The sequence below is a fragment of the Marinimicrobium sp. C2-29 genome (assembly GCF_038419845.1).
Lineage (GTDB): Bacteria > Pseudomonadota > Gammaproteobacteria > Pseudomonadales > Cellvibrionaceae > Marinimicrobium.
Genome location: NZ_JBCAQT010000003.1, coordinates 256,031 through 281,931 on the forward strand (window position 1 = coordinate 256,031; position 25,901 = coordinate 281,931).

At 58.7% G+C, this 25,901-nt stretch carries 32 protein-coding genes; 25 read left to right on the plus strand and 7 right to left on the minus strand.

Features of this window, described 5'->3' with window-relative positions; genetic code table 11:
* From AAE484_RS04685 to AAE484_RS04695, 3 genes are read right to left on the minus strand one after another with little or no spacing between them, the layout of a single operon-like run.
* Complete coding sequence (locus AAE484_RS04685) at window positions 1-1,905, minus strand: acetyl-CoA hydrolase/transferase C-terminal domain-containing protein (RefSeq protein ID WP_341937175.1); 1,905 nt, start codon at window positions 1,903-1,905, stop codon at window positions 1-3.
* A gap of 9 nt (window positions 1,906-1,914) precedes the next feature.
* Window positions 1,915-4,023, minus strand: a complete 2,109-nt coding sequence (locus AAE484_RS04690; protein ID WP_341937176.1) for a 3-hydroxyacyl-CoA dehydrogenase NAD-binding domain-containing protein — start codon at window positions 4,021-4,023, stop codon at window positions 1,915-1,917.
* Window positions 4,024-4,034: 11 nt separating this feature from the next.
* Window positions 4,035-5,351, minus strand: coding sequence for an acetyl-CoA C-acetyltransferase (locus AAE484_RS04695; RefSeq protein WP_341937177.1), 1,317 nt, complete (start codon window positions 5,349-5,351; stop codon window positions 4,035-4,037).
* A 155-nt stretch (window positions 5,352-5,506) separates the two neighbouring features.
* Here AAE484_RS04695 and AAE484_RS04700 point away from each other — a divergent pair, with 155 nt between their 5' ends.
* From AAE484_RS04700 to AAE484_RS04710, 3 genes are all read left to right on the plus strand, one after another.
* Window positions 5,507-6,790 (plus strand): DUF2254 domain-containing protein, encoded by a 1,284-nt coding sequence (locus AAE484_RS04700; RefSeq protein ID WP_341937178.1) that lies wholly within the window; start codon window positions 5,507-5,509, stop codon window positions 6,788-6,790.
* 212 nt (window positions 6,791-7,002) lie between these two features.
* A complete protein-coding gene (locus AAE484_RS04705) occupies window positions 7,003-7,548 on the plus strand; it encodes a hypothetical protein (RefSeq protein ID WP_341937179.1) in 546 nt (181 codons plus the stop codon).
* Window positions 7,545-8,957 (plus strand): energy transducer TonB, encoded by a 1,413-nt coding sequence (locus tag AAE484_RS04710; RefSeq protein ID WP_341937180.1) that lies wholly within the window; start codon window positions 7,545-7,547, stop codon window positions 8,955-8,957. The genes AAE484_RS04705 and AAE484_RS04710 overlap by 4 nt, the downstream gene beginning before the upstream one ends.
* Window positions 8,958-9,017: 60 nt before the next feature.
* Here AAE484_RS04710 and secD read toward each other — a convergent pair whose 3' ends face one another.
* From secD to AAE484_RS04725, 3 genes are all read right to left on the minus strand, one after another.
* Window positions 9,018-11,321, minus strand: a complete 2,304-nt coding sequence (gene secD, locus AAE484_RS04715; RefSeq protein ID WP_341937181.1) for a protein translocase subunit SecD — start codon at window positions 11,319-11,321, stop codon at window positions 9,018-9,020.
* Window positions 11,322-11,876: 555 nt separating this feature from the next.
* Window positions 11,877-13,643, minus strand: a complete 1,767-nt coding sequence (locus AAE484_RS04720; RefSeq protein WP_341937182.1) for a DUF4153 domain-containing protein — start codon at window positions 13,641-13,643, stop codon at window positions 11,877-11,879.
* Between the two features lie 114 nt (window positions 13,644-13,757).
* On the minus strand, window positions 13,758-14,153 hold the full coding sequence (locus AAE484_RS04725; protein WP_341937183.1) for a DUF2306 domain-containing protein: 396 nt from the start codon (window positions 14,151-14,153) through the stop codon (window positions 13,758-13,760).
* A 129-nt stretch (window positions 14,154-14,282) separates the two neighbouring features.
* On the opposite strand from AAE484_RS04725, the gene AAE484_RS04730 reads away from it, so the two are divergent.
* Both AAE484_RS04730 and AAE484_RS04735 read left to right on the plus strand, forming a co-directional pair.
* Entirely contained in the window at window positions 14,283-14,831 is a 549-nt protein-coding gene (locus AAE484_RS04730; RefSeq protein WP_341937184.1) for a PadR family transcriptional regulator, read from the plus strand.
* 106 nt (window positions 14,832-14,937) lie between these two features.
* Window positions 14,938-15,840, plus strand: coding sequence for a CHAD domain-containing protein (locus AAE484_RS04735; protein WP_341937185.1), 903 nt, complete (start codon window positions 14,938-14,940; stop codon window positions 15,838-15,840).
* 160 nt (window positions 15,841-16,000) lie between these two features.
* Here AAE484_RS04735 and AAE484_RS04740 read toward each other — a convergent pair whose 3' ends face one another.
* On the minus strand, window positions 16,001-16,207 hold the full coding sequence (locus tag AAE484_RS04740; RefSeq protein ID WP_341937186.1) for a hypothetical protein: 207 nt from the start codon (window positions 16,205-16,207) through the stop codon (window positions 16,001-16,003).
* 338 nt (window positions 16,208-16,545) lie between these two features.
* On the opposite strand from AAE484_RS04740, the gene AAE484_RS04745 reads away from it, so the two are divergent.
* The 20 genes from AAE484_RS04745 (at window position 16,546) to AAE484_RS04840 (ending at window position 25,854) form a co-directional block, all read left to right on the plus strand.
* Complete coding sequence (locus AAE484_RS04745) at window positions 16,546-16,857, plus strand: hypothetical protein (RefSeq protein WP_341937187.1); 312 nt, start codon at window positions 16,546-16,548, stop codon at window positions 16,855-16,857.
* Window positions 16,854-17,066 (plus strand): hypothetical protein, encoded by a 213-nt coding sequence (locus AAE484_RS04750; protein WP_341937188.1) that lies wholly within the window; start codon window positions 16,854-16,856, stop codon window positions 17,064-17,066. Before AAE484_RS04745 ends, AAE484_RS04750 begins: the two co-directional genes overlap by 4 nt.
* Window positions 17,063-17,221 carry a hypothetical protein gene (locus tag AAE484_RS04755; RefSeq protein WP_341937189.1) on the plus strand — a complete coding sequence of 53 codons (159 nt, stop codon included), beginning with the start codon at window positions 17,063-17,065 and terminating at the stop codon, window positions 17,219-17,221. The genes AAE484_RS04750 and AAE484_RS04755 overlap by 4 nt, the downstream gene beginning before the upstream one ends.
* Window positions 17,218-17,496, plus strand: a complete 279-nt coding sequence (locus AAE484_RS04760; protein WP_341937190.1) for a hypothetical protein — start codon at window positions 17,218-17,220, stop codon at window positions 17,494-17,496. The genes AAE484_RS04755 and AAE484_RS04760 overlap by 4 nt, the downstream gene beginning before the upstream one ends.
* Complete coding sequence (locus tag AAE484_RS04765; RefSeq protein ID WP_341937191.1) at window positions 17,493-19,238, plus strand: hypothetical protein; 1,746 nt, start codon at window positions 17,493-17,495, stop codon at window positions 19,236-19,238. Before AAE484_RS04760 ends, AAE484_RS04765 begins: the two co-directional genes overlap by 4 nt.
* A gap of 121 nt (window positions 19,239-19,359) precedes the next feature.
* Window positions 19,360-19,488 carry a hypothetical protein gene (locus tag AAE484_RS04770; protein ID WP_341937192.1) on the plus strand — a complete coding sequence of 43 codons (129 nt, stop codon included), beginning with the start codon at window positions 19,360-19,362 and terminating at the stop codon, window positions 19,486-19,488.
* On the plus strand, window positions 19,473-19,640 hold the full coding sequence (locus AAE484_RS04775) for a hypothetical protein (protein WP_341937193.1): 168 nt from the start codon (window positions 19,473-19,475) through the stop codon (window positions 19,638-19,640). Before AAE484_RS04770 ends, AAE484_RS04775 begins: the two co-directional genes overlap by 16 nt.
* Window positions 19,637-20,077, plus strand: coding sequence for a hypothetical protein (locus AAE484_RS04780; RefSeq protein WP_341937194.1), 441 nt, complete (start codon window positions 19,637-19,639; stop codon window positions 20,075-20,077). The genes AAE484_RS04775 and AAE484_RS04780 overlap by 4 nt, the downstream gene beginning before the upstream one ends.
* A complete protein-coding gene (locus AAE484_RS04785; RefSeq protein ID WP_341937195.1) occupies window positions 20,065-20,613 on the plus strand; it encodes a hypothetical protein in 549 nt (182 codons plus the stop codon). The genes AAE484_RS04780 and AAE484_RS04785 overlap by 13 nt, the downstream gene beginning before the upstream one ends.
* Complete coding sequence (locus tag AAE484_RS04790; RefSeq protein WP_341937196.1) at window positions 20,495-21,139, plus strand: hypothetical protein; 645 nt, start codon at window positions 20,495-20,497, stop codon at window positions 21,137-21,139. Before AAE484_RS04785 ends, AAE484_RS04790 begins: the two co-directional genes overlap by 119 nt.
* Window positions 21,140-21,266: 127 nt before the next feature.
* Window positions 21,267-21,425, plus strand: a complete 159-nt coding sequence (locus AAE484_RS04795; protein ID WP_341937197.1) for a hypothetical protein — start codon at window positions 21,267-21,269, stop codon at window positions 21,423-21,425.
* 2 nt (window positions 21,426-21,427) lie between these two features.
* A complete protein-coding gene (locus tag AAE484_RS04800; RefSeq protein ID WP_341937198.1) occupies window positions 21,428-22,282 on the plus strand; it encodes a major capsid protein P2 in 855 nt (284 codons plus the stop codon).
* A 9-nt stretch (window positions 22,283-22,291) separates the two neighbouring features.
* Window positions 22,292-22,612, plus strand: coding sequence for a hypothetical protein (locus tag AAE484_RS04805; protein ID WP_341937199.1), 321 nt, complete (start codon window positions 22,292-22,294; stop codon window positions 22,610-22,612).
* Window positions 22,612-22,857: a hypothetical protein gene (locus AAE484_RS04810; RefSeq protein WP_341937200.1), complete on the plus strand. Its 246-nt coding sequence runs from the start codon at window positions 22,612-22,614 to the stop codon at window positions 22,855-22,857. Before AAE484_RS04805 ends, AAE484_RS04810 begins: the two co-directional genes overlap by 1 nt.
* Window positions 22,842-23,231, plus strand: coding sequence for a hypothetical protein (locus AAE484_RS04815; RefSeq protein ID WP_341937201.1), 390 nt, complete (start codon window positions 22,842-22,844; stop codon window positions 23,229-23,231). Before AAE484_RS04810 ends, AAE484_RS04815 begins: the two co-directional genes overlap by 16 nt.
* The gene (locus AAE484_RS04820; RefSeq protein ID WP_341937202.1) at window positions 23,228-24,055 is read left to right on the plus strand and encodes a hypothetical protein; all 828 of its coding nucleotides are present in this window, start codon (window positions 23,228-23,230) and stop codon (window positions 24,053-24,055) included. Before AAE484_RS04815 ends, AAE484_RS04820 begins: the two co-directional genes overlap by 4 nt.
* Before the next feature lie 3 nt (window positions 24,056-24,058).
* A complete protein-coding gene (locus AAE484_RS04825) occupies window positions 24,059-24,826 on the plus strand; it encodes a hypothetical protein (RefSeq protein WP_341937203.1) in 768 nt (255 codons plus the stop codon).
* A 1-nt stretch (window position 24,827) separates the two neighbouring features.
* On the plus strand, window positions 24,828-25,070 hold the full coding sequence (locus AAE484_RS04830) for a hypothetical protein (RefSeq protein WP_341937204.1): 243 nt from the start codon (window positions 24,828-24,830) through the stop codon (window positions 25,068-25,070).
* Window positions 25,071-25,117: 47 nt separating this feature from the next.
* The gene (locus tag AAE484_RS04835; RefSeq protein WP_341937205.1) at window positions 25,118-25,570 is read left to right on the plus strand and encodes a hypothetical protein; all 453 of its coding nucleotides are present in this window, start codon (window positions 25,118-25,120) and stop codon (window positions 25,568-25,570) included.
* Window positions 25,567-25,854, plus strand: a complete 288-nt coding sequence (locus tag AAE484_RS04840; RefSeq protein ID WP_341937206.1) for a hypothetical protein — start codon at window positions 25,567-25,569, stop codon at window positions 25,852-25,854. The genes AAE484_RS04835 and AAE484_RS04840 overlap by 4 nt, the downstream gene beginning before the upstream one ends.
* Window positions 25,855-25,901 lie beyond the last annotated feature (47 nt).

Sequence of the window (25,901 nt, forward strand, 5' to 3'; positions counted from 1 at the left end):
TCAGTCTTCCAGAGTGGCCACCAGAAGCGCCCGGTAGAGGCGCTCGCGTGCCCCCTTCGGGTGTTCCAGCTGCATGCGCTGCAGACTCGAACGCATCCGCTCGGTCATTGGGCGCCGCCAGCCCCTGATCACAAGTGCCGCCATCGAACGCCAGTCGCCCACCTGCGGTGCGAGTTTTGCCAGCGCCTTGGCCAGATGTTCTTCATCGTCACTCAGACCACTGCCCAGGGGAAAGGCCGGCAACTGTTGTGCCTGATAGCCTTCAGCCAGAGCTGAGTGAATGCGTTCGGGCGTATTCTGACGAAACCGTTCGGGTATCTGGTAATCGTCGGGCAGTTTGCCCGCCGCCTGGGCGCACTTGAGCAGCTCGGGCTGAAAACGCGAATCGGCAATGCCGAGCATGGCGGCCATCACCTCGGCATCGCTCTTGTCTCTCAAATCCGCGACGCCGTATTCGGTCACGATGATATCGCGCAGATGGCGGGGCAGGGTGGTGTGGCCGTAGTTCCAGAGAATGTTGGATTTTACCTGGCCCTTTTTGGTACGCGTCGCCGGCAGGGTGATGATGGCGCGCGCGCCCGGCAGATCAAAGGCCTGGGAGACAAAATTGTACTGGCCGCCGACCCCGCTCACGACCCGGCCATCTTCCAATCCATCGGACACGACAGAGCCATTGAGGGTGGCCATCATGGCGCTGTTGATAAAGCGGGCGCCCACGCGCGCCTCTCGCTTCGCACTTTCCCGCCCAATCGCGTCAGAACGTTCTGGCTCGTCAGGCCGATAGGGCAGGCTGTCGCCAATCGTGTTGGTGAACGACACCGGCATCATCGCGATCTGATCCCGCTGTTGCGGCGACAGCTGCTCCAGTAACCGGTAAAACACCGGGCTGCCTACAAAGAAGCCGCCGTGCACTGCGGCGCCGCCCACAGTGCGGCGGAGAATGCCGGCCTGCAGCAGGGCCAGAAATCCCTCCACCAGCATTTCGGTCACGCCATAGAGCCCCTGCTCAAACACACCGGTGTGCATCAGTTCGGGATTGTCATCTTCGCCCAGTTGCCTGATCAACTGTTTGAACAGAGCATTATTCTGCTCGCGCAGTAACAGCCCCTGAGCAATGGCATCACCGATGGAGCCAATGCCGATCTGCAGGGTACCGCCATCGGGAACCAGTCTTGCGACCTGCAAGCCGATGGCATAATCCGTCTTACTCACGGGTTTGTGGGGCGGGCTGTACAGCGGGAATTCGCAGTCGGGGCTCTGCAGGATGTGGTCAAAATCACCCGCCTCCCGGTCGGCTTCTCCGCCGAGAAAGGGCAGGGCGCCATTCACCTGAGCCGCGCAGATGAAATCAATTTTACCGGCCCGGCGTTGCTCCAGCAGGTCGACCGTGATATCCGGGTTGCAGCTCAGACTATAGCGCTCGCCGCGATCGGGGTCGGCGGGCGCCACCAGTTGCAGCACCAGATTGACCCCGGCACGGATCAGCGCATCCAGCGCGTGGGTATAGTTGATGGAGGTGTAGGATTGTTGCGCGATCGGGCTGTTCAGCCAGGCGCCGGGGGCCAGATAAAAATCCCGGACAGTGACATTCTCGGGCAAGGCACTGTGGCGCATATCCCGGGCGTATTCCAGCGCGGGGTAATCATCGAACAGTCGTTGGGAGATCGGGCCCAAAAACCGTTTTTCCAGCTCGCTTCCCGGTACCGGAGCTTCCAGTGTCAGAGCCGTAAAAATCACGAGTTCAAGTTCGGGATCCTGGCAGGCCCGACGATAAAGCTCATTGATCAGGTGATTGGCTTTGCCCAACCCCAGCGGCAGACCCACAACAATGCGCTTGCCCAGTGTTGCAATGATTGCATCAATCAGAGCGGCGCCGTCGCTGTGGATCCTGGGGTGTGTCGACATAACCAGTCGTTACGACTCCCAGCCGGGGTCCGGCGCAAAGCGGTCGCCGTGCAGTTCGGCCAGTTGCTGCAAGCGGTGGTGTATATCCTGGTAGCCCCGCTCGCCGGCGTAATGCATGGGGCCACCGCGGAAAGGTGCAAAGCCGGTACCAAAGATCATGGCGCCATCGAGCAGGTCGCGATCATCGATCACGTTTTCACGCAGGCATGCCATGCAGGCGTTGAGCATGGGCAGGATCAGGCGATCCAGCGTTTCTTCCGGGGCCTTGGGCGTATTGGACTGCTTTTTGGGTTTGCCTTTCTCCCAGCGGTAGAGACCCTCGCCGGTTTTCTTGCCGAGTTTGCCGTCGTCGACTTTTTTCCGGAACCAGTCGGGCGTTTCCGGCAGGTCATTGTCCAGTCGCTCGCGCAACATCTCCGCCACGCCCAGACAGATATCCAGACCGACCTGGTCCGCCAGCTCAATCGGCCCCATGGGCATCCCGAAATCCAGCGCGACCTGGTCGATGCTCTCGGCTTTATGACCTTCATCCAGCATCATGATGGCTTCAATCAGATAGGGCGTCAGCGCACGGTTGACCAGAAAGCCGGGGGCACTACTGACCGGCGCCGGCAAGCGGCTGATCTGGCCGACAAACACCTTGGCCCTATTCAGTGCCTGGGTGCCCAGTTTGGAGTGCTGCACAATTTCCACCAGCTGCATCAACGCCACCGGGTTGAAGAAATGCACACCGACCAACCGTTCCGGTTGTTTGAGCTCCTCCTGCAGTTGCTCCAGTGGAATGCTGGAGGTGTTGGTGGCGAGAATGGCGCCTTCTTTGAGTTTGGGTTCCACCTCGGCAAAAACTTTGCGTTTGATCTCCAGTTTTTCGGGTACCGCTTCCAGCACCAGGTCGGCCTGACTGATCCCGGCGTTGGTAAAATCGGGAATCAGGCGGTCGAGTACCGCGCGGGTGTCCGCGCTACTGAAACGCTTTTTCTTGCACAGGTCAGTGGTTTTGCCGATGGCTTTGGCAACCACTTCAGGCTCCAGGTCAAACAACGTGACGCGCAGCCCCTGGATGGCGCACCAGCCGGCAATATCCCCACCCATGGCGCCGGCACCGATGACGTGTACCTGGGCAATGGGCTCGACCTTTTCCTCGTCACCCACATTGGTGAGCGACTTCATCTGCTCCCGGAGGAAGAATACACGCACCAGGTTGCGAGAGGTGTCAGTGGTCAGCAGTTTCGCGAAGGAGGGGACTTCATGGCGCAACAGGTCAGAGCCGTTGCGGCCGAATTTTTCCCAGAGCTCAATCAGGGCGTTGGGCGCGGGATAGTGCTGAGGCGGCGCCTTTTTGGCGGCCTGAGAGCGCATTTTCTTGCCCACAAAGCGACGCAGCGGGTCAATTCGAAACAGCTTGGCCTTCCAGCTGTTTTTGTGTTTTTTGACCTTCCCCGCAATGGCCGCTTCCACGGCGGCGGCGAGGTGCCGCTCCTGTACCAGTTGATCGACCAGCCCCAGCGCTTTGGCCTTTTTGTCACGGGTGTTTTTGCCGGTCAGCATCATGGTCATGGCCGCCACCGGATCGATCAGATCCACCAGACGACCGGTGCCGCCCAGGCCCGGGTGCAGGCCCAGCAAGACCTCTGGTGTGCCGAAAGTGGCGCCGGGTACGGCGATCCGGTAGTCACAGCACAGGGCCAGCTCCAGGCCTCCCCCCAGAGCCGCGCCATGGATGACGGCCACCGTGGGGCAGGGCAAGTCTTCCAGGCGTTTCACCAGGGCATGGGCCCGGGTGAGCTTTTCGTTCACTTCGCCTTCACTGGTCAGGTGGCGAAACTCCTTGATGTCGGCGCCCACACAGAAACTGCCGCGTTTGGCCGAGCGCAGGACCAGGCCTTTGGGGCGATCTTTCTCCAGTTCATCCAGCACCTGCCCCAGCTCTTCCAGAACCTCGGCGGACAACACATTGACGCTGGAATCGGCCTTGTCGAACAACAACCAGGCCACATCCTGCGAGTCGCGGGCCAGGCGCCAGTGGTGCCAGCGGCTGGAGTCCTCGGACGGAGAGCTGCCAAAAGGGCCCAGCTCGAAAGCGCGGGCCTGAATTGCGGAATATACGGGACCGGTCATATCAGCGCTCCTTAAACTCGTTCGATCAGCAGTGCGCCGGCTTGTCCGCCGCCGATGCATTGGGTGGCGATGCCGCGTTTCAACCCTTTGCGCTCCAGGGCATTGAGCAGGTGCAGGGTAATGCGGTTGCCGCTGGTGCCTACCGGATGACCCAGACTGACGCCGCCGCCATCGACGTTCAGCTTTTCCCGGTCGATTCGACCAAAGGGCTTGTCCACGCCCAGTGCTTCGCGGCAGAAGGTCTCATCCTCCAACGCCGCCAGACAGGACAGCACCTGGGCGGCAAAGGCCTCGTTCAACTCCCACAGATCGATATCATCGATACTGAGGTCGTGCCGTTTCAGCAGTCCGGCGATACTGAGTGCCGGGCCCAGGCCCATGATCTCCGGGTCCAGCGCCGCCCAGTAACTGTCGACAATCACCCCTTTCGGGGTCAGGTTGTGTTCTTTGAGAGCCTCTTCCGAGGCCAGGATGACCCAGGAAGCGCCGTCGGTAATCTGGGAGCTGTTGCCCGCGGTCACGCGCCCGTAGGGGCGCTCGAACACCGGCTTGAGCTTGGCCAGGTGTTCGACGGAGTTGTCGGGCCGGACGCCGTCATCATCGTTGAAAATGCGTCCATTGGGGGCAATCAGCGGGAATATTTCCTCTTTGAGCCAGCCTTCGGACTGGGCTCTCGCCAGCCGGTGATGGCTGCTCACCGCGTATTCGTCCGCCTGATGGCGGGTCACCCCAAACAGCTGGGCAATCACCTCCGCTGTCTGGCCCATGTTCATTTCCACAATCGGGTCAGTCAGGCCCCGCTCCAGGCCGATCACCGGTTTGAACATGCCCGGGCTGAAGCGTCCCAGGGTTTTGAGTTTGGCGAGAAAGCTCTTCGATTGCTGTAGATCCGCCAGCCAGTTCACGGCGCGCTGCTGCAGCAGCAGGGGCGAGTGGCTCAGCGCCTCGGTGCCGCCGGCGAGAATCAGATTGGCGTTGCCGCCCTGAATGTAGCGGTAGGCGGTATCAATGGACTGCATGCCCGAGCCGCAGTTGATCTGCACGGTAAACGCGGGCATGGTCTCGCCCATTCCCAGTCGCAGGGCCGCCACCCGGGCCGGGTTCATCTCCTCGGAGATCACATTCACGCAGCCGAGAATCACCTGGTCAAAAGCCTTGGGCGAGAGCTGTTGGCGCAGCATCAGTGGCCGTCCGCACTGAACGGCCAGATCAACCGGAGTGAAGGGGCCCGGTCGCCCGCGCGCCTTCAGAAAGGGCGTTCGGGCGCCATCGACGATATAGACGGGGCGGGGTGTCGCGGGCGGTGCGTGATCTGCGTCGTTCGCCATGGTGGCTCCTTTGACTGAAGGGTCAACAAAATGCCTGTTACTAAGGATAAGGGTTTAACCCCCAATCTGCCAACTTATTGCCATCGCGCGCTCCAAGAGAGTTGAGAGTAGTATGTCAGGATGGGGCTGTCGCCCGCATGACTAAGGAAATGTTTATGTCTCACTCATCGCTCCTTTCCATGGACCGTCTCCGCTTTCTCGCCAATCGGTTGAAAGAACGCCTGTGGGTCAAACCTCTGGCGCTCTGCCTGCTATCTATCGGAGGGGCGTTTATTGCCAAGCTGGCGGACGACTCGGGACTGGGTGAAGTTTTGCCCCAGGTGAGCCTGGATTCAGTGGAGTCATTGCTGTCGATCATGGCGGCCAGCATGCTGATGATTGCGACGTTTGCGGTGGGCTCCATGGTCGCCGCCTATGCCTCGGCCAGTGCGGCGGCTACCCCTCGGTCGATTCCGCTGGTGATTGCCGATGACGTCACCCAGAACGCGCTATCGGTGTTTATCGGGGCCTTCATATTCAGTCTGGTGTCCCTGATAGCGGTCAAGAACGGGTTCTTCGGTTCGGCGGGGCTGTTTGCGATTTTTGCGTTAACGGTTTTCGTGTTCGCGACAGTTGTTATCACGCTGATGCGTTGGGTCGATCGAATTGCCCGCCTGGGCCGAGTGGTCAATACCATCGAACGGGTGGAAGAGGCCACAGCGGACGCGCTCAAGCGACGCCGCCGTGCTCCGACAATGAGCGCTTTGGCGGTCTCGCCCTCTGAATCAACCGAGCGAGGTGTCGAGCTATTTTCCGCATCGGTGGGTTACGTGCAGCATATTGATATGGAGAAACTGCAGGACTGCGCCGAAGAATCAGGTTGTCACGTCACCGTGCTGGCTCTGCCAGGGACTTTTGTGAGTGCCGGTAGGGCGCTGTTCGCCATTGATGGGGGACATCCTCTGCCTGTGGCTGCCTTACTGAGTACTGTGACCATCGGTCGCAGCCGTACCTTTGAGGATGACCCTCGCTTTGGTTTATTGGCGCTGTCGGAAATTGCCGACAAAGCTTTGTCGACGGGTGTGAATGATCCCGGTACCGCGATTGATGTGATTGGCGCCATGGTGCGATTGTTTACCCTTTGGCAGGTACCACTGGAGGAGAATCAGAAACGGGATATCGTCTACGACCGCATTTCCGTTCCGCACCTGTCGGTTGAAGACATGTTTGATGACGCCTTTACGGCCATCGCGCGGGACGGCGCCGGCTTTGTCGAAGTGTCGGTCCGGCTGCAAAGGGCGTTGTTTGCCCTGTCCAGATCTGATGACGAGGGAGTGAGCGACGCCGCCAGAAAGTGCTCTCGCATGGCCTTGGGCCGCTCGGAGAGAGTGATGGAGCATGAAGAAGATATTGATGCAGTGCGTCAGGCCGCGACTTTTTCATCGGCAGCGATCACCTAGCTCAGCAAAGGGGAGCTTACAATCAGCGCGTTAACGGGCTGGATCCTGAGGTGTCAGAGTAGACTTCCAGCGCAGTGAGCAATTGCGTTTCAGTTGACAAAAATGTGGGGCCTAGGTAGTTTTAGGCTTACAGAGCCACGGGACCACCATAACGGACTCCAGCGGCTATCGCTGCAAACAAATAATATTCTGAATACAGGCAACAGGGACGGATGAAACGCCACCTCTTACTCCACATTCTGCTCTTAGGGTTGACCAGTCTGCTCCTCGGGTGCAGCACTACTGCGTCCTTCGGGCCCAAAAACGCCGTCTTTCAACAGCAGAGCCCCTGGGCTCTCCGGCTCAATCCGGGACCGGGTGCCATCGACGTTGACACCACATTGAAGCCCGGTGAGCGAATCCGGTTCAAGCTTTCTCACTCGGACGATAGCTCCCAAATTGCCTACCTTGAGCTGCTTGATACGGACTGTGATATCGGCCACAAAGGTCACCTGGTTTATCTGACTGAGCGCAACGGCTTTCAGAGTCAGTACCTTGATCAGGAGGTTCCCTGGGGTGAGCCCATCGACATGACCCTACGATGGGACCCCCAGAACAACCTCCTGGAAGCCCGGATCAACGGGCAGCGCCAGCGGGTAGAGTTGGTAGAGACGCCGTCAAGGTTGAAAGTCTCTACACCAACTGATGAAGCCACACAGCTTGAAGTTCTCTATTTCCTTCCAGAAACCTCAGCCTCTCAAGCAGGGGAATCACCATGAAATACACCCTCCTGACTGTCCCATTGTTATTCTGTGTCCTGACAACCGGGTTTTCGGCGTCGGCGCTCGCCAGCTTGCAGAATGGCTTGACGCACTATGATGCCGGTCGTTTTGAGGCGGCCTACGGCGCATTTCGCGATGCGGCCGAACGGGGGGATCACCTGGCGCAAATGAACCTGGGTGTCATGTACCTGAGAGGTGAATTTGTCGAGCGGGATCTGATCGAGAGCTATGCGTGGTTAGCGCTATCTGCCCAGGATCCAGAACTGGACGAGCAGGGTACTCAGAAATTGGTCTTCAAGCATCTTGACGATGCTCAAAGAGAGCAGGCCAAAGCCAGGCACGACGCCCTGCGGCAGAGGTATGGCAACGAAGCCCTGATCGAAAGAATGCAGCCGACGTTTTCCGGAGCGGAGTTTTCGGTGAAGCGCTTCCGGCCAATCTATCTATATCCTCCCGATTATCCGCGCTCTGCCGCTCGTCAGGGTAAAGAGGGCTGGGTTGATTTCATGTTCACCATCGAAAAGGACGGCACGACCAGCGATCACCTCGCGTACTTCAGTATGGACGATCGTTTCACCAAAGCAGCCCTCAAGGTGCTTCGAGGCTTTCAGTTCGAGCCAACTACTCTCGATGGCGAACCTGTTTTGGTCCATGGCGCCACCTATCGGTTCGTTTTCGTCCTGGATAATGGCAGAGATCATGAGGACCTCCGAGGGCGAATCGTTGATCGCAACCTCACCCGGGCTCGCGCAGAGGCCGATGCTGGAGGGGCTCAAGACCAGTTTGCCTATGCGTACCTGACCCAGGCGGCCCAATCTTACGGGGGGACAGACTATTTATCACCCGAGAATCTTCAGAACCCCAATGACTGGTTTATCAAGGCCGCCCGCCAGGGACACAGCACCGCAGGCTTTTTTCTGGGGCGAAACATTCTCTATGGCGATGCTTGCGAAGAAGACGCTGAGAAGAGCCATTTCTGGTTGCTGCAATCCGCCAATGATGGCGTTATCGATGCGCAATACCTTCTGGCCCTGGAGCTCTTCAGCGGAGCACGGTTTGAAAAGAACCCGGAACAGGCGCTGTTTTGGCTGAAAGAAGCCGCCACTCAGAAAGCGGCCGCGCGCCTGCGCTACGCCTGGGTGCTCGCCACCCATCCGGACGATAACGTTCGAAGCGCATCGCTTGCGCAGTCTTTTTGGGAAAGCGTGGATGAGGATTACCCGGATCGACAACGGTACTACATGACGGCCGCGGCCATCGCAGCCGAGCAAGGTGACTTTGATAAAGCGATACGCTGGCAAAAGAAAGTGCTGAAAGACGCAAAGCAGCTAAAACTTCCAGTCGCGGGCCGCGAAGCCCACCTGGCGCTATACCGAGAAGGCAAGCCGCTCAGAGAGTCGCTTTAATTCACTCGTTAGTGAGAAGCGGGCTCTCTGCATCCTCGGCTTGCCGCAGGTCCAGAAATGTTACGGCAGGGCATCCAGCTCCGCCTGCAGAGCTTCTCCTGTCGGTTTGAGTTGGGCCAGGCCACTTTTTGCTCGCCGCTCACTGAGTACATACAGAATCGGCGCGGCGATGAAAATCGACGAGCTGGTTCCCGCTACGATTCCGAACAGCATTGGCCAGGCAAAACTGGCCACGGCCGCACCACCGCCCACCGCCATGGGCAGCAACACCAGTACCGTGGTGGCCGAGGTCAATAATGTCCGCGTAAGCGTGGATGAAATACTGTCGTTGAACAGTGCTTGCAATGGGCGATCCGGGTCCTGCCGCAAATATTCCCGAATGCGGTCAAACACCACCACTTTGTCGTTGACTGAATAGCCGATCAGCGCCAGCAGGGCGGCGACCGCCGTCAGGTTGAACTCGATACCGGTGAGCACAAAAAAACCGATGGTCTTGGCCAGATCCAGAGCCAATGTGATCGTGGCCGCCAGAGCAAAGTGCGATTCAAAACGGAACCACAGATACAACAGCATGCCGGCACCGGCCATTAAAACCGCCAATACGGTGGCCTCCGTAAAGTCGCCACTGACCTTCGGGCCCACCATCTCCACGCGCGGAAAGCTGGCCGAGGGATCGGCTTCCAGAACCTCTGTTTTCAACGCCTGAATCAACGAGCCGGAGGCCACGTTATCGGCGGTCTGCTCCGGCAGACGAACCTGAAACAGGCCGTCCTCACCGAACTCCTGAATGGCAACGCCCGCCAGCGTCGGGTGGCTAATTCCGCTGCGCAGCTCCTCAACCGTAAGTGCCGGTGCGCGTACTTCCATCACGCTGCCACCGGTAAAATCCACACCATAGGTCAGCCCCGGAGAGAAAAACAGACCGATCGAAGCCAGTGAGAGCAGGGCGGACAGGGCGATACCGACAAACCGGGCCCTCATGACATTGAAGGGCTTTTGTCCCACCCGGTCCAACCAGGCCGGTCCGGGAATCACCAGCGGGCGACGACCCAGTCGCTTGACGCGCCATTCCATCAATACCCGGACCACCGCAATGGCGGTAAACAGGGAGGTCAAAAGCCCAATGGCCATGGTGAGCGCAAACCCCCGCACCGGGCCGCTACCGAACAGAAACAGCAGGCTGATGGCGATCAGTGTGGTCACGTTGGAATCCAGAATGGTGGCCCAGGCCCGGCCAAACCCGGCCTCCAGCGCCTTCCAGGCGCGGCCTCCCTGGCGGACCTCTTCGCGGATGCGCTCATTGATCAGAATGTTCGCATCCACCGCCATGCCAATGCTAAGAATAATGCCCGCAATACCCGGCAGGGTGAGCGTGGCGCGAAACAGGCTGAGCACCCCGAATATCAACGCAATGTTCAGCGCCAGCGCCACGCTCGCTATCACCCCCCAGCGGCGGTACATCACCAACATGAACCCGAACACCAGCAGCGTGCCCAGCAGGCCGGCACTGACGCCCATGGCAATCGAGTCGCTGCCGAGCTCCGGGCCCACCGTGCGCTCCTCCACCACATCAAGGGGCGCGGGCAGGGCGCCGGCCCGCAACAGCAGGGCAAGGTCGCTGGCTTCGGTTGTGGTAAACCCACCGCTGATTTCACCGCTGCCGCCGGCAATCACCGAGCGGATGACCGGCGCGGTGATCACCTCGCCATCGAGTACCACAGCCAGAGCCCGGCCGATGTTGTCACGGGTCATGTCTCCAAAACGGCGGGCACCCTCGTTATCGAGACTGAAGTTCACAATGGGCTCACCGGTATCCGGGTTGAAGGCCATCCGGGCGTCGCGAATGTGCTCGCCTTTGAGGGCCACCCGTTTTTCCAGCCGGTACGCCGATTCGTCATCGGAGCCGCGCAGCGTCAGTATCGGACCCAGGGATGAGTCGTTGGCGGCCCAGTGAAAGGTCATCTTGGCGGTGGTGCCCAGCAGGGTCCGGATTCGGCCCGGATCGTCCACGCCGGGTAGTTGCACCAGAATGCCGTCATCGCCCTGGCGGGTCACGCTGGGGTCGGTGAGGCCGGTCTCATCCAGGCGGCGCCGGACCATTTCCAGGCTGCGCTCCAGAACATCATCCATGGCCTCGTCGCGCTCGGCCGTGGACAGAGCCTCGAAGCCCAGCTCCGAGGTGTCGACATTGAGTAACAGATGCGAGCCACCGCGCAGGTCCAGGCCCAATACAAGCTGATTGGCGGTGAACCAGGACGGCAATTTTTCGTCGATGGATTGGGGTAACAGGTTGGGGAGGGCGCTCAATACGCCCAGCAGAACAATCAGGCCATACACAATGGCCCGAACTTTAAGGGATTTCATAGGGATTCCTCGTCTAATCCGGTTTTTTGGGTGAAAAGCCAAGTGGATTAAACGAGAGGTGGGGCTCGTGGGGAGTGCGCACTCTGACAGCGCGAGGCTGGAATGATCGGAGGTGAATAGCCGGAAATGAGCCTTGATAGGTGCTCATCGTCGTTGAATAAGTCGTTTTTTTCATCGGCTTGGGCTTCGCCATCGTCCGACCCCTCGGCCGACTGGCGTAGCCAATTGGGGAGGGTTTTCAGCTCCGTGGACGAAGGAGCGCCGATAAGCGGATCAAACGCTCCGGAGAAACCGGCCGCCGACGATTGATCGGACTCCTGATAGACGGCTCCAGACCCGAATAACCCCAGAGACAAAACCAGTACGGCCACCCATAGAGCGTTGAAAGCTCCGGGCGTACGGCGGGTTCTCTGGCGGTGGGATGGGTGCATGGCGGCGTCCCTGGTGACGATTACTACAGATTGGGGGCGACCCGGATCAAAGTCAATCCGGCCTTGAAAATAATAGACTCAAACCCACACCAACCGTGCATTGAATCTGGCCACACGCCAGGACCTAGCTATCCTGGTCCGCCAGTCTATCCGATACGTAGCTTTCCGACGGCTGCAGCTGGTATAGACAGGGTCCGTTGCGAAAGAGGAAAAACTCGCTCTCGATGGGTGAGAAAGGCTTCTCTAGATCCGGCCCCGCTTCAGCTCGTTCGCAGCCAAAGCGTCGGACATCGCCTATTAATCGCCATTGATTATCGAGCCACTGCCATACCGGTGACTGGTGCATGTAGGTACGGGTAGTGGTGCTCGCACGATAGCGGTGCCCCCGGTGTTCGAAATCCCCCAGCACACAATGAGCATCACCGTCCAGGCAGTTTTGCTCGGTGGGGTCCAACCCTTCCAGAAACTCATCGCTGAGTTCCGTGCCGGGCAATAGCTGGAACTGGGCCCGACGCCAGTCGGTATCGTCCTGCCTTGCCGGTGCCTGTCGCTGCCAGCGGGTGGTGGCCGAGAGAGCGTCGTCGATGCGCTTTTCAAGCTCGGGGTCGTCCGCTACCCACTCGGATGCCTGCAGGGATTTCAATGCATTGGTGCCGTAAGCTCCCAGATTGAAACGCAAATAGAGCGCATCGAATGCATCGGGCTCGGTGCTGCCGCTTTCCAGGCGCGCCACTTGGCTCTGAGCCGACCATTTGTGGAAATCGAACAGGGGGGTATGGACCAGAATCAGTGCCGTGGCCAGGGCGGCGCCGAGTAGCGTATTCCATCGACGGAAGTGGTCAAGATCCAGGCGCCGGTCAATCACAATCAAGGCCGCGTAGCCGAGACTGAACAGGCCAATGAACAGTGTGACAAACGCGCCCCAGAGGCGCGCCACAGTGAGGCCGTATTGATCGATGCGCAGCCCCAGAGACCAGGCGGCCAGCAGGACGGTAATGGGCAAGAACAGCTGTGCCAGAACCAGCAAACGCCTCAGCCATGGGGCCTTATCGAAAGGGTGTTCGTATTCGGCGGTCACGGCATTGAAAAAGTACAGCAGAGTGGCCGCCAGCCAGAGCATCAGGGCGGCGGCGAAGCCCGTATCCCACAAGGGCTTGAGGCCGGTAAAGGGCAGGGCGGCCAGAAACAGGAGCAGGATCAGCGCCACCAGCGGCAACAGTGCCCGGGTCAGGACCTCACACAGGTTGCGCACCGTGGCGATCAGGCTCTCCCGGCCACGAATCAACCCCAGCCCCCAGCCTGCGACCAGGCCGGTGACCGGATAGATAAACTCGGGCTCGGTGAACAGCTGAACAAAAAAATCGATCCCGATGACATCGAACAGCTTCGACCACAGGAGCAGTAGCAGCCAGAACACCAGGATAAACAGCCCCAGGAAGGCGAGGGTCAGGGCATTGCGCCAGGAGTTTTCAAGCAGGCCAGCGTAGGCCAGCCTCCCGTGCTCCCGCCAGGTCCGGAAGAAAAACGCGAGAATGAACAGGGCGATGAACAGCCCGCAACCCAGGGACCGGATACCCCCATAATACCGGTAGTCGGTATCCTCCAGCAGCGGTGCGCTGAGCCAGCCGTTGTGCCAGCCCAGCCAGAACAGAACGCCGCCGAGGAGCACCGCGGCGATGCCGTTGGCCCTTTCCCGCCAGTGCGTGGCGCCAAGGTACAGAAACAACGGCAAGCCGATTGCCACGGTATAGAGTGCGTAAAGCCACTCTGGAGAGGTGGCCGGCCAGACAGTATGATTGACTGCCTTGTGCAGCAGGAGTAATAGCAGCGACTGGCCAATGGCGAGAATGACGAGTGCCAGCCGGTTTTCCCTGGATATGGTGTTATTCATTGTATTATGCGCCCTTTGTAACCTTGGGCCGTAGTGTAAAGTAAACGCCCCAAACTGCCCAAATGATGGTCCCAAAAAACTGGTGGGTGAGGGCGGTCGCAAAGGACAACCCTGTTATCCGAAAACCATCCCATGCATCATTCGTCCGGGAAGTAGGGTGAGCGCGCCGGTTAGTATGAGGGCAAGAAAGTAGGTGACCGACATCGTGATCGCGTGGGTCCGGTATTGTTTTTGGCGTGCGGCATAAACCCCGACAAACAAGGTGCCAAGCGTGAAAATGGAGAGAAGGTGAATGGGACTCCAGAGTCCCCAAACCCGAATTTCGTGGATAAAAAAGGAGGAGAGCGCCACCACTGCCATCAATATTACCCAGAATCTGCCAACCTGGCGGTGTACCCATGTCCCCTTTCTGAACGTCAGTTGCATGGCGCCAAATAGAACGGCCAGCGCGGCGATCACAATGTGCACTTGAATGGCCAGCGAAGCACTCCAGAACACATCAATATTCATTCCAAAAAACTCTCGTCTCGGTGTAGGAACTGTCCATTTTGCACATCTTTTCTCAATATGCAACTATATGCATACTAGGCCGATAGGACCCGATAATGGGTCCGACTTACCATAGAGAGGAAATGGCGCATGTCTCTTCGTTACGCCTTGCTGAGTTGCCTGAACGAGTCACCTGCAACCGGTTATGACCTTACCCAGACATTAAAGGAACGGATGGGCAATGTCTGGAATTCAAGCCACCAGCAGACCTATCGAGAACTCTCAAAGCTTTTGGGGGAGGCGTGCGTGACGTTTGAGGACGTTCACCAAAGTGGCAAGCCAGACGCCAAGGTCTATTCAATAACCGCACAAGGAAAAGAGATTCTGAAGGAGTGGGTGAATACTCCCTCTCCTCGTCCAAAAACACGTGATCCTCTGCTTCTGAAACTGTTCGCTGGCGAGTTCTGGGAAGACGACAATGCTCTCGAAGAGCTTTCCGTTCACCGTAACCATTGGCGGGCGACGTTGGAAAAATATCTCGCTATTGAAGCCAGGTACTTCTCTGAGCCTGACGGCCTACCACGCCATTATCGACTTCAGTATCTCGCTCTGAAAAGGGGAATTCAGGTTAACCGGTCCTGGCTTTCCTGGTCGGAAGAACTGATGGACGTCCTCGGATCATCGACAAAACCCCTTTGAACCGTGTTGGCGATTCGGGCTCACTTTCCTACACTGTGATATATAGCGACAACCCAAAAGACGGGGTAGGGCACGCGAGCAGAAACCCATGAGGAGACTTCGCGCCATGAGCTACGCAGTGGGGAAAGACGAGACAGTGCAAAAGAGCCTCCGGCGGATCGGCCGCGAGCAGATCGACAAAGCCATCGCCGAGATCGACGATCCCCAACTTGACCGTCACGAGGCAATCCACCAGGTGCGCAAACGCTGTAAAAAACTGCGTGCTCTCGTGCGACTGGTACGACCGGCCCTGGGCAAAGCCTATCGGCGTGAGAACGCCCGCTTTCGGGATATCGCCCGCAATCTCGCGGTTGTCAGGGACGAGCAGTCAATGGTGGAAGCACTCGAGCGTCTGCTGGCAACGCTCGAGGACACCGAGCGCGCCACATGTGCGCCGGTGCTGGTCGAACTGCGGAAAAGGCGAGACACAGCGGCCGCCGAGCAAGACCCCGAGGCACTGCTGAGCGAAGCCCGCCAAGCGCTGGAAAAGGCGCACCGCAGCGTTGATCGGTGGTGCCTGGAAGAGAATGGATTCAAGGCCGTGCGCGGCTTCGGCAAGACCTACAAGCGCGGCCGCAAAGCGGCCAGACGCGCGTTTACCGGCATCGCTGGCGACTTTCACGGGTGGCGCAAACGGGTCAAATACCACAGCCATCACTTGCAGCTGCTACGTCCGCTCTGGCCTCGGGTCAACAAGGCCTGGCGGAACGAGGGCAAGGCCCTGGCGGACATCTTGGGTAACGACCACGATCTGGCATTGTTGGACTCTCTACTGGAATCCGAGGGCGAGCGCCTGGCGACGGACGAGACTAGGCAACGCCTGCAACAGGTCATTCTGGAGGAGCAACAATGCTTGCGCGGGAAGGCATGGGAGATCGGACAACGTCTCTACGCAGAAAAACCCAAGGCACTCGGAAAACGTTGGCAGCGCTATTGGCAAATCTGGGAAAGGCCTGCAGAACAGCGGTAGCACCAGATCTCACGAAAAACCCCATGAATTAGATGAAGCCTACACATCGATCACTTCGCATAATGTATAGACCATCGCAGTCAAAAAAAGAGGAAAGTGCCGCCAGATCAAGGGCTTAGCTCGACAATTTAAACGGCACTCTGACAGCAACCGCCCTCGTTCAGGCGGTTTTTTTGTGCGTGTCGGTTGGGCGGTCGGAATGGTCGGCCTCAGAGCCCCAATCGGGCGGGTAGTGCTGTTCGGCGAGGCGCTGAATTTCCAGCGCGTTGGGCGTGTTCATGGCGCGTTCAGCCGCCAGCGACAAAAGCAAGGCGTCGGCCGGGAAGTCCAGTAATTCCGCCGCTTTTAGGCCGATTTCGTCCGACATAACGGCGCCTCGGGAGCGCATTCCGGACACAAACGAGGGGCGCTTTCCGAGGGCAAGGGAAGTCTTGTAATCGGACCCTAGACGCTCTCTCAAGAGGTCCAGAATCATCGTCGTTTTCAACACTGGTTGGCACCGGTCGGTTAGATCCATTTCTTCTTAAACTCCTATTCTAGGCCTATCGGTTCGGTAATCAATGGACTCTTGGCATTGATATACCTTTCACACAGGTATAAATTCCTCCCTGTTCCTCGCTGGAACCCGCCCTGGTCTTCTGGCTGGCACCGGTCCCAGGGCGGTATTCGAGGCGAGGGGCCGAATAAACAGCGGAGGAAACCTCAATGAATCATAGTCCAAATGAACAACAGCTGAACGGCTCGCTAGAACAACGCTACGCCGAACAGACCTACCGCCAGGCCATGGGCCGGCGGTCACCCGCCGAAGCTACCACCCTATTTATCGGATCCACCCGCCTGCTGGCACTCTGCCGCGATGTGGAACACGCCGCGTTCATGCAGCACGAAGAAGCGCACGGCGCCGCCCCCCGGTACGACACGGATTTTAACCAGCAACTGCTGGAGCGCCTGGGCCAGATGAAAGAGCAGATGGTTTTTATGGGCAAAGTGATCAAGGCCGGGGAGGGTGCGTCATGATTCCTAAAGGCGCCGTTATGGCAGGCATAAAAGCAATGGTCGCGGGGAAAATCCATTACCCAGAGTGCTGGGATACGGCGGCGTATCCAGAGCTCGAAGATGCGCTGGTGGAGGTGGCCGTGGCGTTCCCTGGCGTCTATCCGCACGATTGGGCGACCTCTCTCAATGACTTTGAGTGCCAGTGCTGCAAGCAGGAGGGCGAACAGTGACCCAGCTAATCATCGAGGGCTTTAAGCCTGAGCGTCTGTGGAGAGCGGAAGCGGCCCGAAAAGAGTTGATCAGGAATCGGAAGTACTACACCGACTTTGCGGAGCGGCTGAGTGCACTGGAAAAGGAAATCATCGATAACGGGGGTGTCTTGTGAATCAGCCAAGAGAGAACCGCACTATGTGCTGCCCCGAAGTCGACTGCGAGGGGCCGGGAAGCCCCTGTTGTACCCCCCTGCCGGAAATCAAAACCCGAGTGATCGAGCCGGGAAAAATTCGCCCCCTGCTGGAGGTGGAGGCCACTCACCATTTCGCCACCAAACAGGCCTCAATCCAGTACATCGAGCACCAGCTTGATATGGGCTTTGCCGTTTCCAGGGTGCGCGAGGGTGGCCGGTACCGCGTCACGGTCATGGGGTTTTTGTTTCCATGAATGAAGTAATCGAAAAGCAGGTGCGCGAAGCGCTGGAGCGCCAAACGCCAATCGACCACCGGCCCGCCATCACGCGGGCTTTTTTGGGTGGCTCGCTAATTGGTCCGATGGTGGTGGAAACGAAGGCGCAACGCGCCGCGCGGAGCGAAGCGACGCATAGGCTTGTCAAGGCGTCCAAATGTCCGACAAAGGCCCAGCGGCAATTTGAACGCGCCTACAAGCGCCAAAAATTCCAATATGAATCGCTCAAGCTGCAGCACTGCGAACCGAAACCGCCAGAGCCGTCCGAGGTCGAGAAACGGGCGCAGATAACGCCCACCGGGCAGACGGGGTGCGCCACCATCGTCGAATTTCGCGAGTGGTCCGACGAGTGGCGAATCAGAACCCAGGCGGAAACCGCCAACAACGTACCGCCCCAGGTCGACGGCGAGCGGATCAGCGAAATGCTGAGCCAGCGCGGCGCCAAGAAAATCGCGGAAAGCTGCGAGTACATGAGCGCCCAGAAGGGCGGGTATAAAACTTTCGTGACCGGCACGTTCAACGACGAAACCCGGGCGAGAATCGCCGCGGGAGAAACCACCATCCAGGGCGAGGTTTCCCGGTGCATGGATGCCATGCAGAAAATGTATCGCCGCGGCTGGACGATGCCGGACGGGACGCGGGTTGATCCAGTCTGTAAAACGACTTTGACCCGGGACAATAAAACGATGCTCGCCGGGAAAATGGTTGTTTCAAAAACGATCATCAAGGCTGAGGGGCCATTCAGCCGAATCACGCCGCGCTACAACAAAAAAACCGGCGCCGTTATCGGGTGGACTAAACCCAATAAAACGATGCTGGTGGGCGATATCGTTACCAGGGAATACAACGCGGGCCCATGCTCGCCCGTTACTTTCAAAGCGGCAGAGGGTTTGGCCTATAGCTGGGTGGTGGAAGTGCCCACGAACGAAAACGGGGAGGAAAATCCCCACGTTCACATGCTGCTGGGCTGGCAGGTGCCCTACAAGCAATTCGAGAGCTGGGCAGAGCGAATCGAACGCATCTGGGGGAACGGCTATTTCCACCTCGAGAAAATCAAAGATTGCACCTGCGCGGGCGCCTATATGGCGAAAGCGGCGGGGTACATGACCAAGGCCGAGGGATCGGACAGCCAGGGCAAGGTGCGGGGCAACCGATACGGGATCAGCGAGCCGGCCAGGGCGCCGGATTGGGTCACCATCGGTAAAGCCCAGCTTCACGCCATGGGCCAGATCATCGCGGACGTGTACGACCACCTCACCCAGAAAAACGGCGCCGACTACAAGCGCCGGAAGCAGCTCAACAAAAAACTGGAAGACACGCCGAAAACCGAACGGGACAAGCGCCACCAGATCGGCCAGCGCCTGCAGGCGGTGCGCGAGAAGCTGAACGCCCTGCCGGTCCGGTGCAATAAATACCAGATAATTCTAAAAGGCGAGGACGCCAAAAGCTGCTTTATGAGCTGGGCCATGGGCGACTCAAACCGCCCGCCCGAGTGGTTGCCAGAGCTGCCAAAAGACTTGGCGTGGGAGCCCGGCGCGACACCGGGCGCGAAATCAGGGCACTACTGGCGAAACCTGAAAAAGAAGTTCCAGGAGGTCAAGCGGCGCCGTCATGCGGTGACCAATGAAACCGCCGCCTGGATGCTGGAGCAATGGGAGCAAGCGAAACGGGACACGGCGAACGCCTGGGCCCAGTTCGCGGGCTTGGACTTGTGTCAATAACTGTACGGGGTGAGAAATGTTTGAACGAATTAGAGTGTGGGTAAGGGAGTGGATAGCGAGTCGGCAAAGTGTGAGAGCGTCAGTTCTCGAGGACGTACGGGTGACGTTGGTGGTCGATGGAATGGTGATAGTAGATAGCAACATTATTGGGCTGATCGCCAGAAATGCCTATTTGGGTGTGCCCTATGAGGTGGGTGGTCTGTCTGTCGTGGTGAATGATGAGGGGGGCGACTGGTGCGCGAACAACTGAGCGAAATAATCAAATACGGCAAAGCCTACGCAGTCATGGCCATGGCCACCAAAGCGGGCGCAGCGGTCGCGCTGGTGGTCGGTGCGGCCGCGTTTGCGTTGGGCGACGGCGGAACACTCACAGTTCAATGGGCGCCGGGGGGTGCATCGTGAGCAGCAAAAACGAACTATTGGGCCACTGGACGTGCGAGCAGGGCGGAAAGGCCGAGGTACGCCAGACCACCAAACGGGGGCGGCATTTTTACACTCAGTGCGAGTGCTGCGGGTTGAACCAGGGCACCGGCAAGGTGCGCCAGCAAAAAATCTGGGACGAGGCACAGTTTGTTACCGGAGTAACCATTATTCGCCCGTCCAATGTCACAGACAACAGGCGGGAAGCGCCGGTCAATGAACCGGCGCTGGAGCATCAGAAGCCGAGCGAGCCGGCGAGCGAACCGGAAAGCGAAAGCCTGGGCGACTTTGACCCAACACAAAGCGAACCGGAGAGCGAAGCCGAAGCGCCCGCCGAGGGCCGTTCGCTCAACAAAGGCGCTCTGTTGAGCGGCTTGGCACTGATAACAGCAGCGGGGGTGGGTGCATGGCTGAACTAGACCAGGTAATCAACCGGGCCGAAGCCTTCGAGCGTGAGCAAGCTCAAGCGAGCGACTGGAGCGAGCCCGAAGCGGAACCAGAGCGGGTGCAGGTGCAGGGCGTTGACCCCATGGAGGCCGCGCAGAACATGGGCGAGTCGTTCCTACGGGTGGTAGAGGTGGGCGTGACCACCTTCGTCGATCAGCGTTTGCGCCTGGACGATGAAGAAATCGAGGCGGGCCGGGCCAGTCTCGGGCCAGCCATCGACAAGCACCACCTGACAGCCGGCGACGGGCGTTTGCCGTATCAGGAGGAGATCACCGCCGGTTTCTACCTGGGCGGTCTCTGGCGGCGCATTAAGCGGACTCTGACCGAACTCAGAGCGAAAGATAAAGCGGAAGCCAAGCGAAAACAGCAACAGGAGGAAGGCCAGGCCAATGGCGATCAACGAGAACACCAACCTCAAGAACAACCACACGCTCTATCTGGCGAACAGCGGATTCGGGAAGAGTCAGACGCTCCAGCGCCGGGGTGGAATTCCGAACAGTTCTTGTAGGGTCGCGCTCTGGGACAACAACAAGGACCACAAGGCGCACCGGTTCGAGTCACTGGCCGAGTACGTCAAAGCACTGGCCCGCGCTCACCGGAGCGGCAAGGGTTTCCGTATCGCCTACGTGGGCGATCCGTCGCCAGCGGCGTTCGAGGTCTGGGCCCATGCCCTCTGGGAGATTGCGGACGGCAACCGGACGACCTATGGGGTGGTGGAGGAGTACGCCGACTGCTGCGAGGGGCCGGGAGCGATCAACCCGAAGCGCCTGTTTTATCACCGCCGTCTCTGGACTCAGGGCCGCAAGTACGGCGTGATCATCCACGCCACCAGCCAGCGCCCCCAGTTGATCACCAAAGACGCTTTCCAGGCCGGTCATATCTGGGCCAGTTACATGGATTTTGATGCGGCGGTGAAGGCGGGCAAAGCGCTGAACATCAACCATTCGGAGCTGGGGGCCTGCCAGCCGGGCGAATTCTGGTACCGGGGCAATGGTAAACCCGCCGAAAAAATCAAAGTTTTCACCCCACTTTGAGCGAAAAGGTAAGCGAACTAAAGCGAACTATTGAGCGAAGTGGGGTAGACAGGCCAAGCGAGTCACAGTCGACACTGGTTTACAGCGCACAGGGCGCAAACCAGTAACAACGCCAAAGGGGGCGACTGTGAACCAATTGAAACCTATTACCAAAAACATCGACGCGAAGGTGGTTACCTCCGTGGTCGTGGGTATGAGCGCCTTTGGCGCCATCATGTATGCGGCTGTTCGATCCGGCGTGAAGCCGTTGAAGCAGGCTGCCTCTGTCGCGAAGGGGGGTAAGTAATCATGTCCCGTATTCGCGAAGAAATCACGCTCATTGAAAACGTCTCACCGGGCCAGCGCGCTCTGGTATCACCGATGGTGGGCCGGACGTGGCTCGATTTTAATATCGAGCTGACCAACATTACATTGGCCCAGGCCAAAAACGTACGCGTCCTGCTCGTTTCTCCCAACCGAACCATCACCCTGCAGGAGTTCAAGGACGGCGAGGAGCTGAAAGCGTTCAATGATCGCTATGGCCGTAAAACCAGCACCTCAAACCTGAGCTTTTACTTCCGCAAGCCGGAGCTCGAAAACGAAGGCCAGTCCATGGCGACCGCGCTCGGTACCGGTGGCTTGCAGGCGCTGCGGGTGGAGTTCGACATTGACGGCGCAGTGGTCAGTCCCGGCGTGAGCGCCTGGGGCCGCAAAACCGCCAACCGTCCGGTGTCGGCGGGAATTCTGCCCTACGTGGTCAACCACAACGTGGGCGGCCAGGCCGAGGGTGAAAACCACTATGACGCCATTGAAAAGCGCGACCGGATCGCCGCGATTCACGTGCTGAATGCCGCCGTTGACCATCTCAAACTGAAAGTGGATGACGCCGTGGTGTTCGACCTGAACCGCGCCCGCGCTACGTGGGACGTGGAAGTGGCCGGGCGCACTCAGTACGCCGCTGCCGAGGGTCTGTATATCGACTTCACCACGGCGGGTGTGCTGGATGAAGCGCTGGTCATGCAGGCCAGTGGCGGTCGGCAGATCCAGCAGATGCGGCTGTCGGCCACCATGGGTGCTACCTACAGCAACACCACGCGCTATCTGGTGGAGTACCTAAGCACCTGGGCGTCTCTGGCCGGTGGCAACACGCAAAAAGCCGCGTAAGGGGGCCATATGCTACGCAATCCAGCGGCAGAAGGGGGTATCGATTTTGGCGGCGCACTTGACCGCCTGGTGGACGGGTACGCCAAAGTCCAGCAGGTCAAAAACGAGCGCGACGCCATGCGATACCAAAACGCGCCCAATGAGCAGGAGGCCGCGCTGCACGAAAGTGAGGCGGCTACCACCTCAGAGGCCTATCAGACCGGGAACGCTCGCGTTCCCGGCACCGGCAAGCCCTCCATGGGTGGCTACGTCGATCAAATTCCCAAGCCGCTGTTGTATGGCTCTTTGGGTCTGCTCGGCCTGGGTCTGCTGATGAAGGCGGTGAAGTAATGTTGCCGGGTCTGCCAGCGTTTGAAAGCCTGACCGGGGGCGGGGGGCTCAGTTCGAGCACCTCCGCCACCTCGGGCGGCGATCAGCGCAACGCGAACCGGGCCAGCCAAAACGCCGGGGGTATGAATGTCGGGGGCCTGAACATGGCGCCCGATGGTCTGCGCCTGGACGCTGAAACCATCGGCAAAGGGGCGGCAGTGGTCGGAATCGGACTGGCGGCGGTGTGGTTGTGGAAACAGATCTGATATTCAAGCAACGAGGCTGGAACGATGAAGCGGGCAAAGCGCTGCGCGATATCGTTGATCCGGCGCGTTGGCTGGAATTCAAAGCCGCCATTATTGAGGGCCATTCCACACTGTGGGAGGTCACCGGCGACGGCTGGCGGTCGTGGCTGGTGACTTACTTTGAAAGCCTCAACGGGGGCTATATCGAATTGCGGGTGGAGGTGTTGGCGGGCAGTCACTCCCGCGCCATTTTTGCCGAGTTGAAGCGCCGGGCCAAAGCCCAGGGCGTGGACTCAATCGCGTTCGAAACCATCCATCCAGAAGCCACCATCAGCCGACTGATGGGGCCGCTCGGCTTCGAGCGCAAAGTATCAATTTTCAGGGCGTCGCTATGAGTAATATGTTCGGCTCCAAGTCGAAAACCCAAACCAGTAGCCGGACAAGCACCGACTACACCGATAGACGAAAAACGGAGACGCTGAACGCCGGTATCAGTGGCGGGATTGATGACTCCTTTGTCAGCTCGGGCAATCATGGCGATACCGAAATCACCAGTGACAGCAGCCGGCGCTATTACAATCAGGATTACAACCAGGACTATTCTCGGGAGTACGACTACTCCGACAACAGCGACAATTCCATGGATGTAGACATGGAAGACAACAGCGACCGGAGCATTACCGATAACAGTGACCGCAGCTTCACCGATGAAAGCGATTACTCCCGAAGCTGGGAGGACAACAGCGACCGGTCGAGCAACTGGGAAGACAACAGCGACCGCAGCTTCACCGACGAAAGCGACCGCAGCTTCAACGATTCCAGTGATCGGAGTTTTAATGATTCTTCCGATAGCTCGATGACGGTAGATTTTGCCGATTCGAGCGACCGGAGCGCCACAGATAACAGTGACAACAGCGTGGACAACAGTGTGCGCAATATCACCGATGGTGGCGCGTTCGATCTGGTCGGCGGAATGGGCGATTCAGTGATTGAGTTCCTCAGTGAAAATCAAGACAACATGTACGAGTTCAGCGAAAAAGTGCTGGCCTCAAGCGATCAGGTCGCCCGCCAATCACTGGCCGGAGCCATGAACATCAAGGCGGGACAGGCCGTCACCGAACCGGCGAACCAGACCGTGCGCGAGCTGGCCGACACCGGAAAAACATTAGCCATTATCGCTATCGGCGGCTACGTCGCCAGCCAAGTATTCAAGGGGTAACGAGTGAAAACAGTCATCGGAGCAGGGCTCAGCCAGTCCATCAGCCAGCAGGGCGGGCGCTTCTATTACATGGAAGGCCTGGGCGAGATTGAAATAAAGCTCAAGACGGGCGGCGATACGCGCCGCTTTGTCCTAAAACCGGGCAAAGGCATTGCGATGCGCGAGGGAGAGCGCTTCGACGGTCTGGAAATCGTCAACCTGTTGAACGTATCTCAAGAGGTGGAGTTTGAAGTCTCCGACCGGGAGGTATTCGATAACCGGGTAACCGGCAGCGTGTATGTGATCGACGCCAACAAGGAAAAAAGCTCAGCCGGAAAAACCTTTATCCGTCCTCGGGTGTCGGTCAGTGCGGTGGGTGAATACGCCTCGATTCTTTTGGAAAACGAAAGCGGCCATGAAGTCAGCGTCGGGAATCTGAGTCTTTCATGCAACAAAGCGGGCAGGTTAACGGTGGACGTGCTATCCGATGTAAGCGAAGCGCTGGCCGACGCCTCGCACGTATGGGGGACCGGATTGGAGGGGGTGGTTAAAAATATTGTCGGGGCTAAGTCCAAGATAAAAGCCTATCCAGGGACGTCAACTCAAAATTTTCTGCAAAGCGAAGCGGCGGCAGGCGTTCAAACAATCATCAACAACCGGGTAGCCGCCGACGAACCGGAACAAAAAAACTTTGACTATCCGATAGTGATTCCGAGCGGCGCGGGCATGATGATCCGCGCCGGTGAGGTGACCGAAGCGGGTCTGACAGCCGTGTTTGAGTGGGAGGAATAAAGTGAAAAAATCCGCCATTATTTACGGGCCGAAAAATACCCAAGAAACCAAAGACAAACAGGCCATTATTGACGCGATCCGAGTCGCGATCGATGCCGAAATTACGGCGCCGGATTTTCCAGGCTCCATCGACTTCGACACGCTGCGCGCCAACAACGCCAAAACCAAAAGCGATTGGCCGCAAGGGTTTATCCACCAAGCGGCAAGCGACATGGGCCTCACGGTACAAACGGACGACCTGTGAAACGGGCGGCCTTGATCATCATTGGCATCATCGGAGCGGCAGCACTCATGCGCAGAACATTGACCTATTTCACACCGGAAGAATTCGGGGACTGGTACGACCAGTTAAACCCTGAGCTACTGCAAAAGCTCGACGCCTTCCGCGCCGCCTGGGGTGCGCCGGTGGTCGTGTCTGATGCCAATGGCGCCATAGGTCGAACCGGGCAGGGCGACCACAGCCAACACAACGTGGAAGTCTGGGGCGAGGTGCGAGCGATCGACGTATTTCCCAAAGTCGAAATTGAGCCGGGCGTGTACGGCTGGATGCAAACCGGCGAAGAACGCGCCCGCGCCTACCGGCTGGCCAAAGAGATTGGCTTTACCGGCATCGGGCTTTATACCGACACCGCGCCGGGCAATATGCTGCACCTGGACGTTCGCCGGGATCGGCTGAGCGGCAACCCGGCCAAGTGGTCGCGCATCAGCGGCGAGTACATGGGCATCAATGAGGTTCTGGCATGAAAAAGCGGGTCAGCGTTCAGGTCGATGGTGTCATGGTGCTGACGGTGCTGGCGGTCGGGGGCGGGCTGTTCCTGTACAGCAAGCGCCACCTGATCGGCGAGGCGCTCAACAAAGTGAACCCGGCGCATCAGGACAACTTCGTCAACCAGACCGCCGAGAAATACGCTATCAGGGGCGAACACAACGGCCACAGTTATGACACGCATCTCTTTGCGGCGGTGGACCTGATCAACCCCTGGAACGAAAACGACGACTATGCACAAAAAGTGTGGGGGCTCCAATGAGCGGAAATAAAGTCATCATCATGGTGGGCGCGTCCGTTGCGGCCACA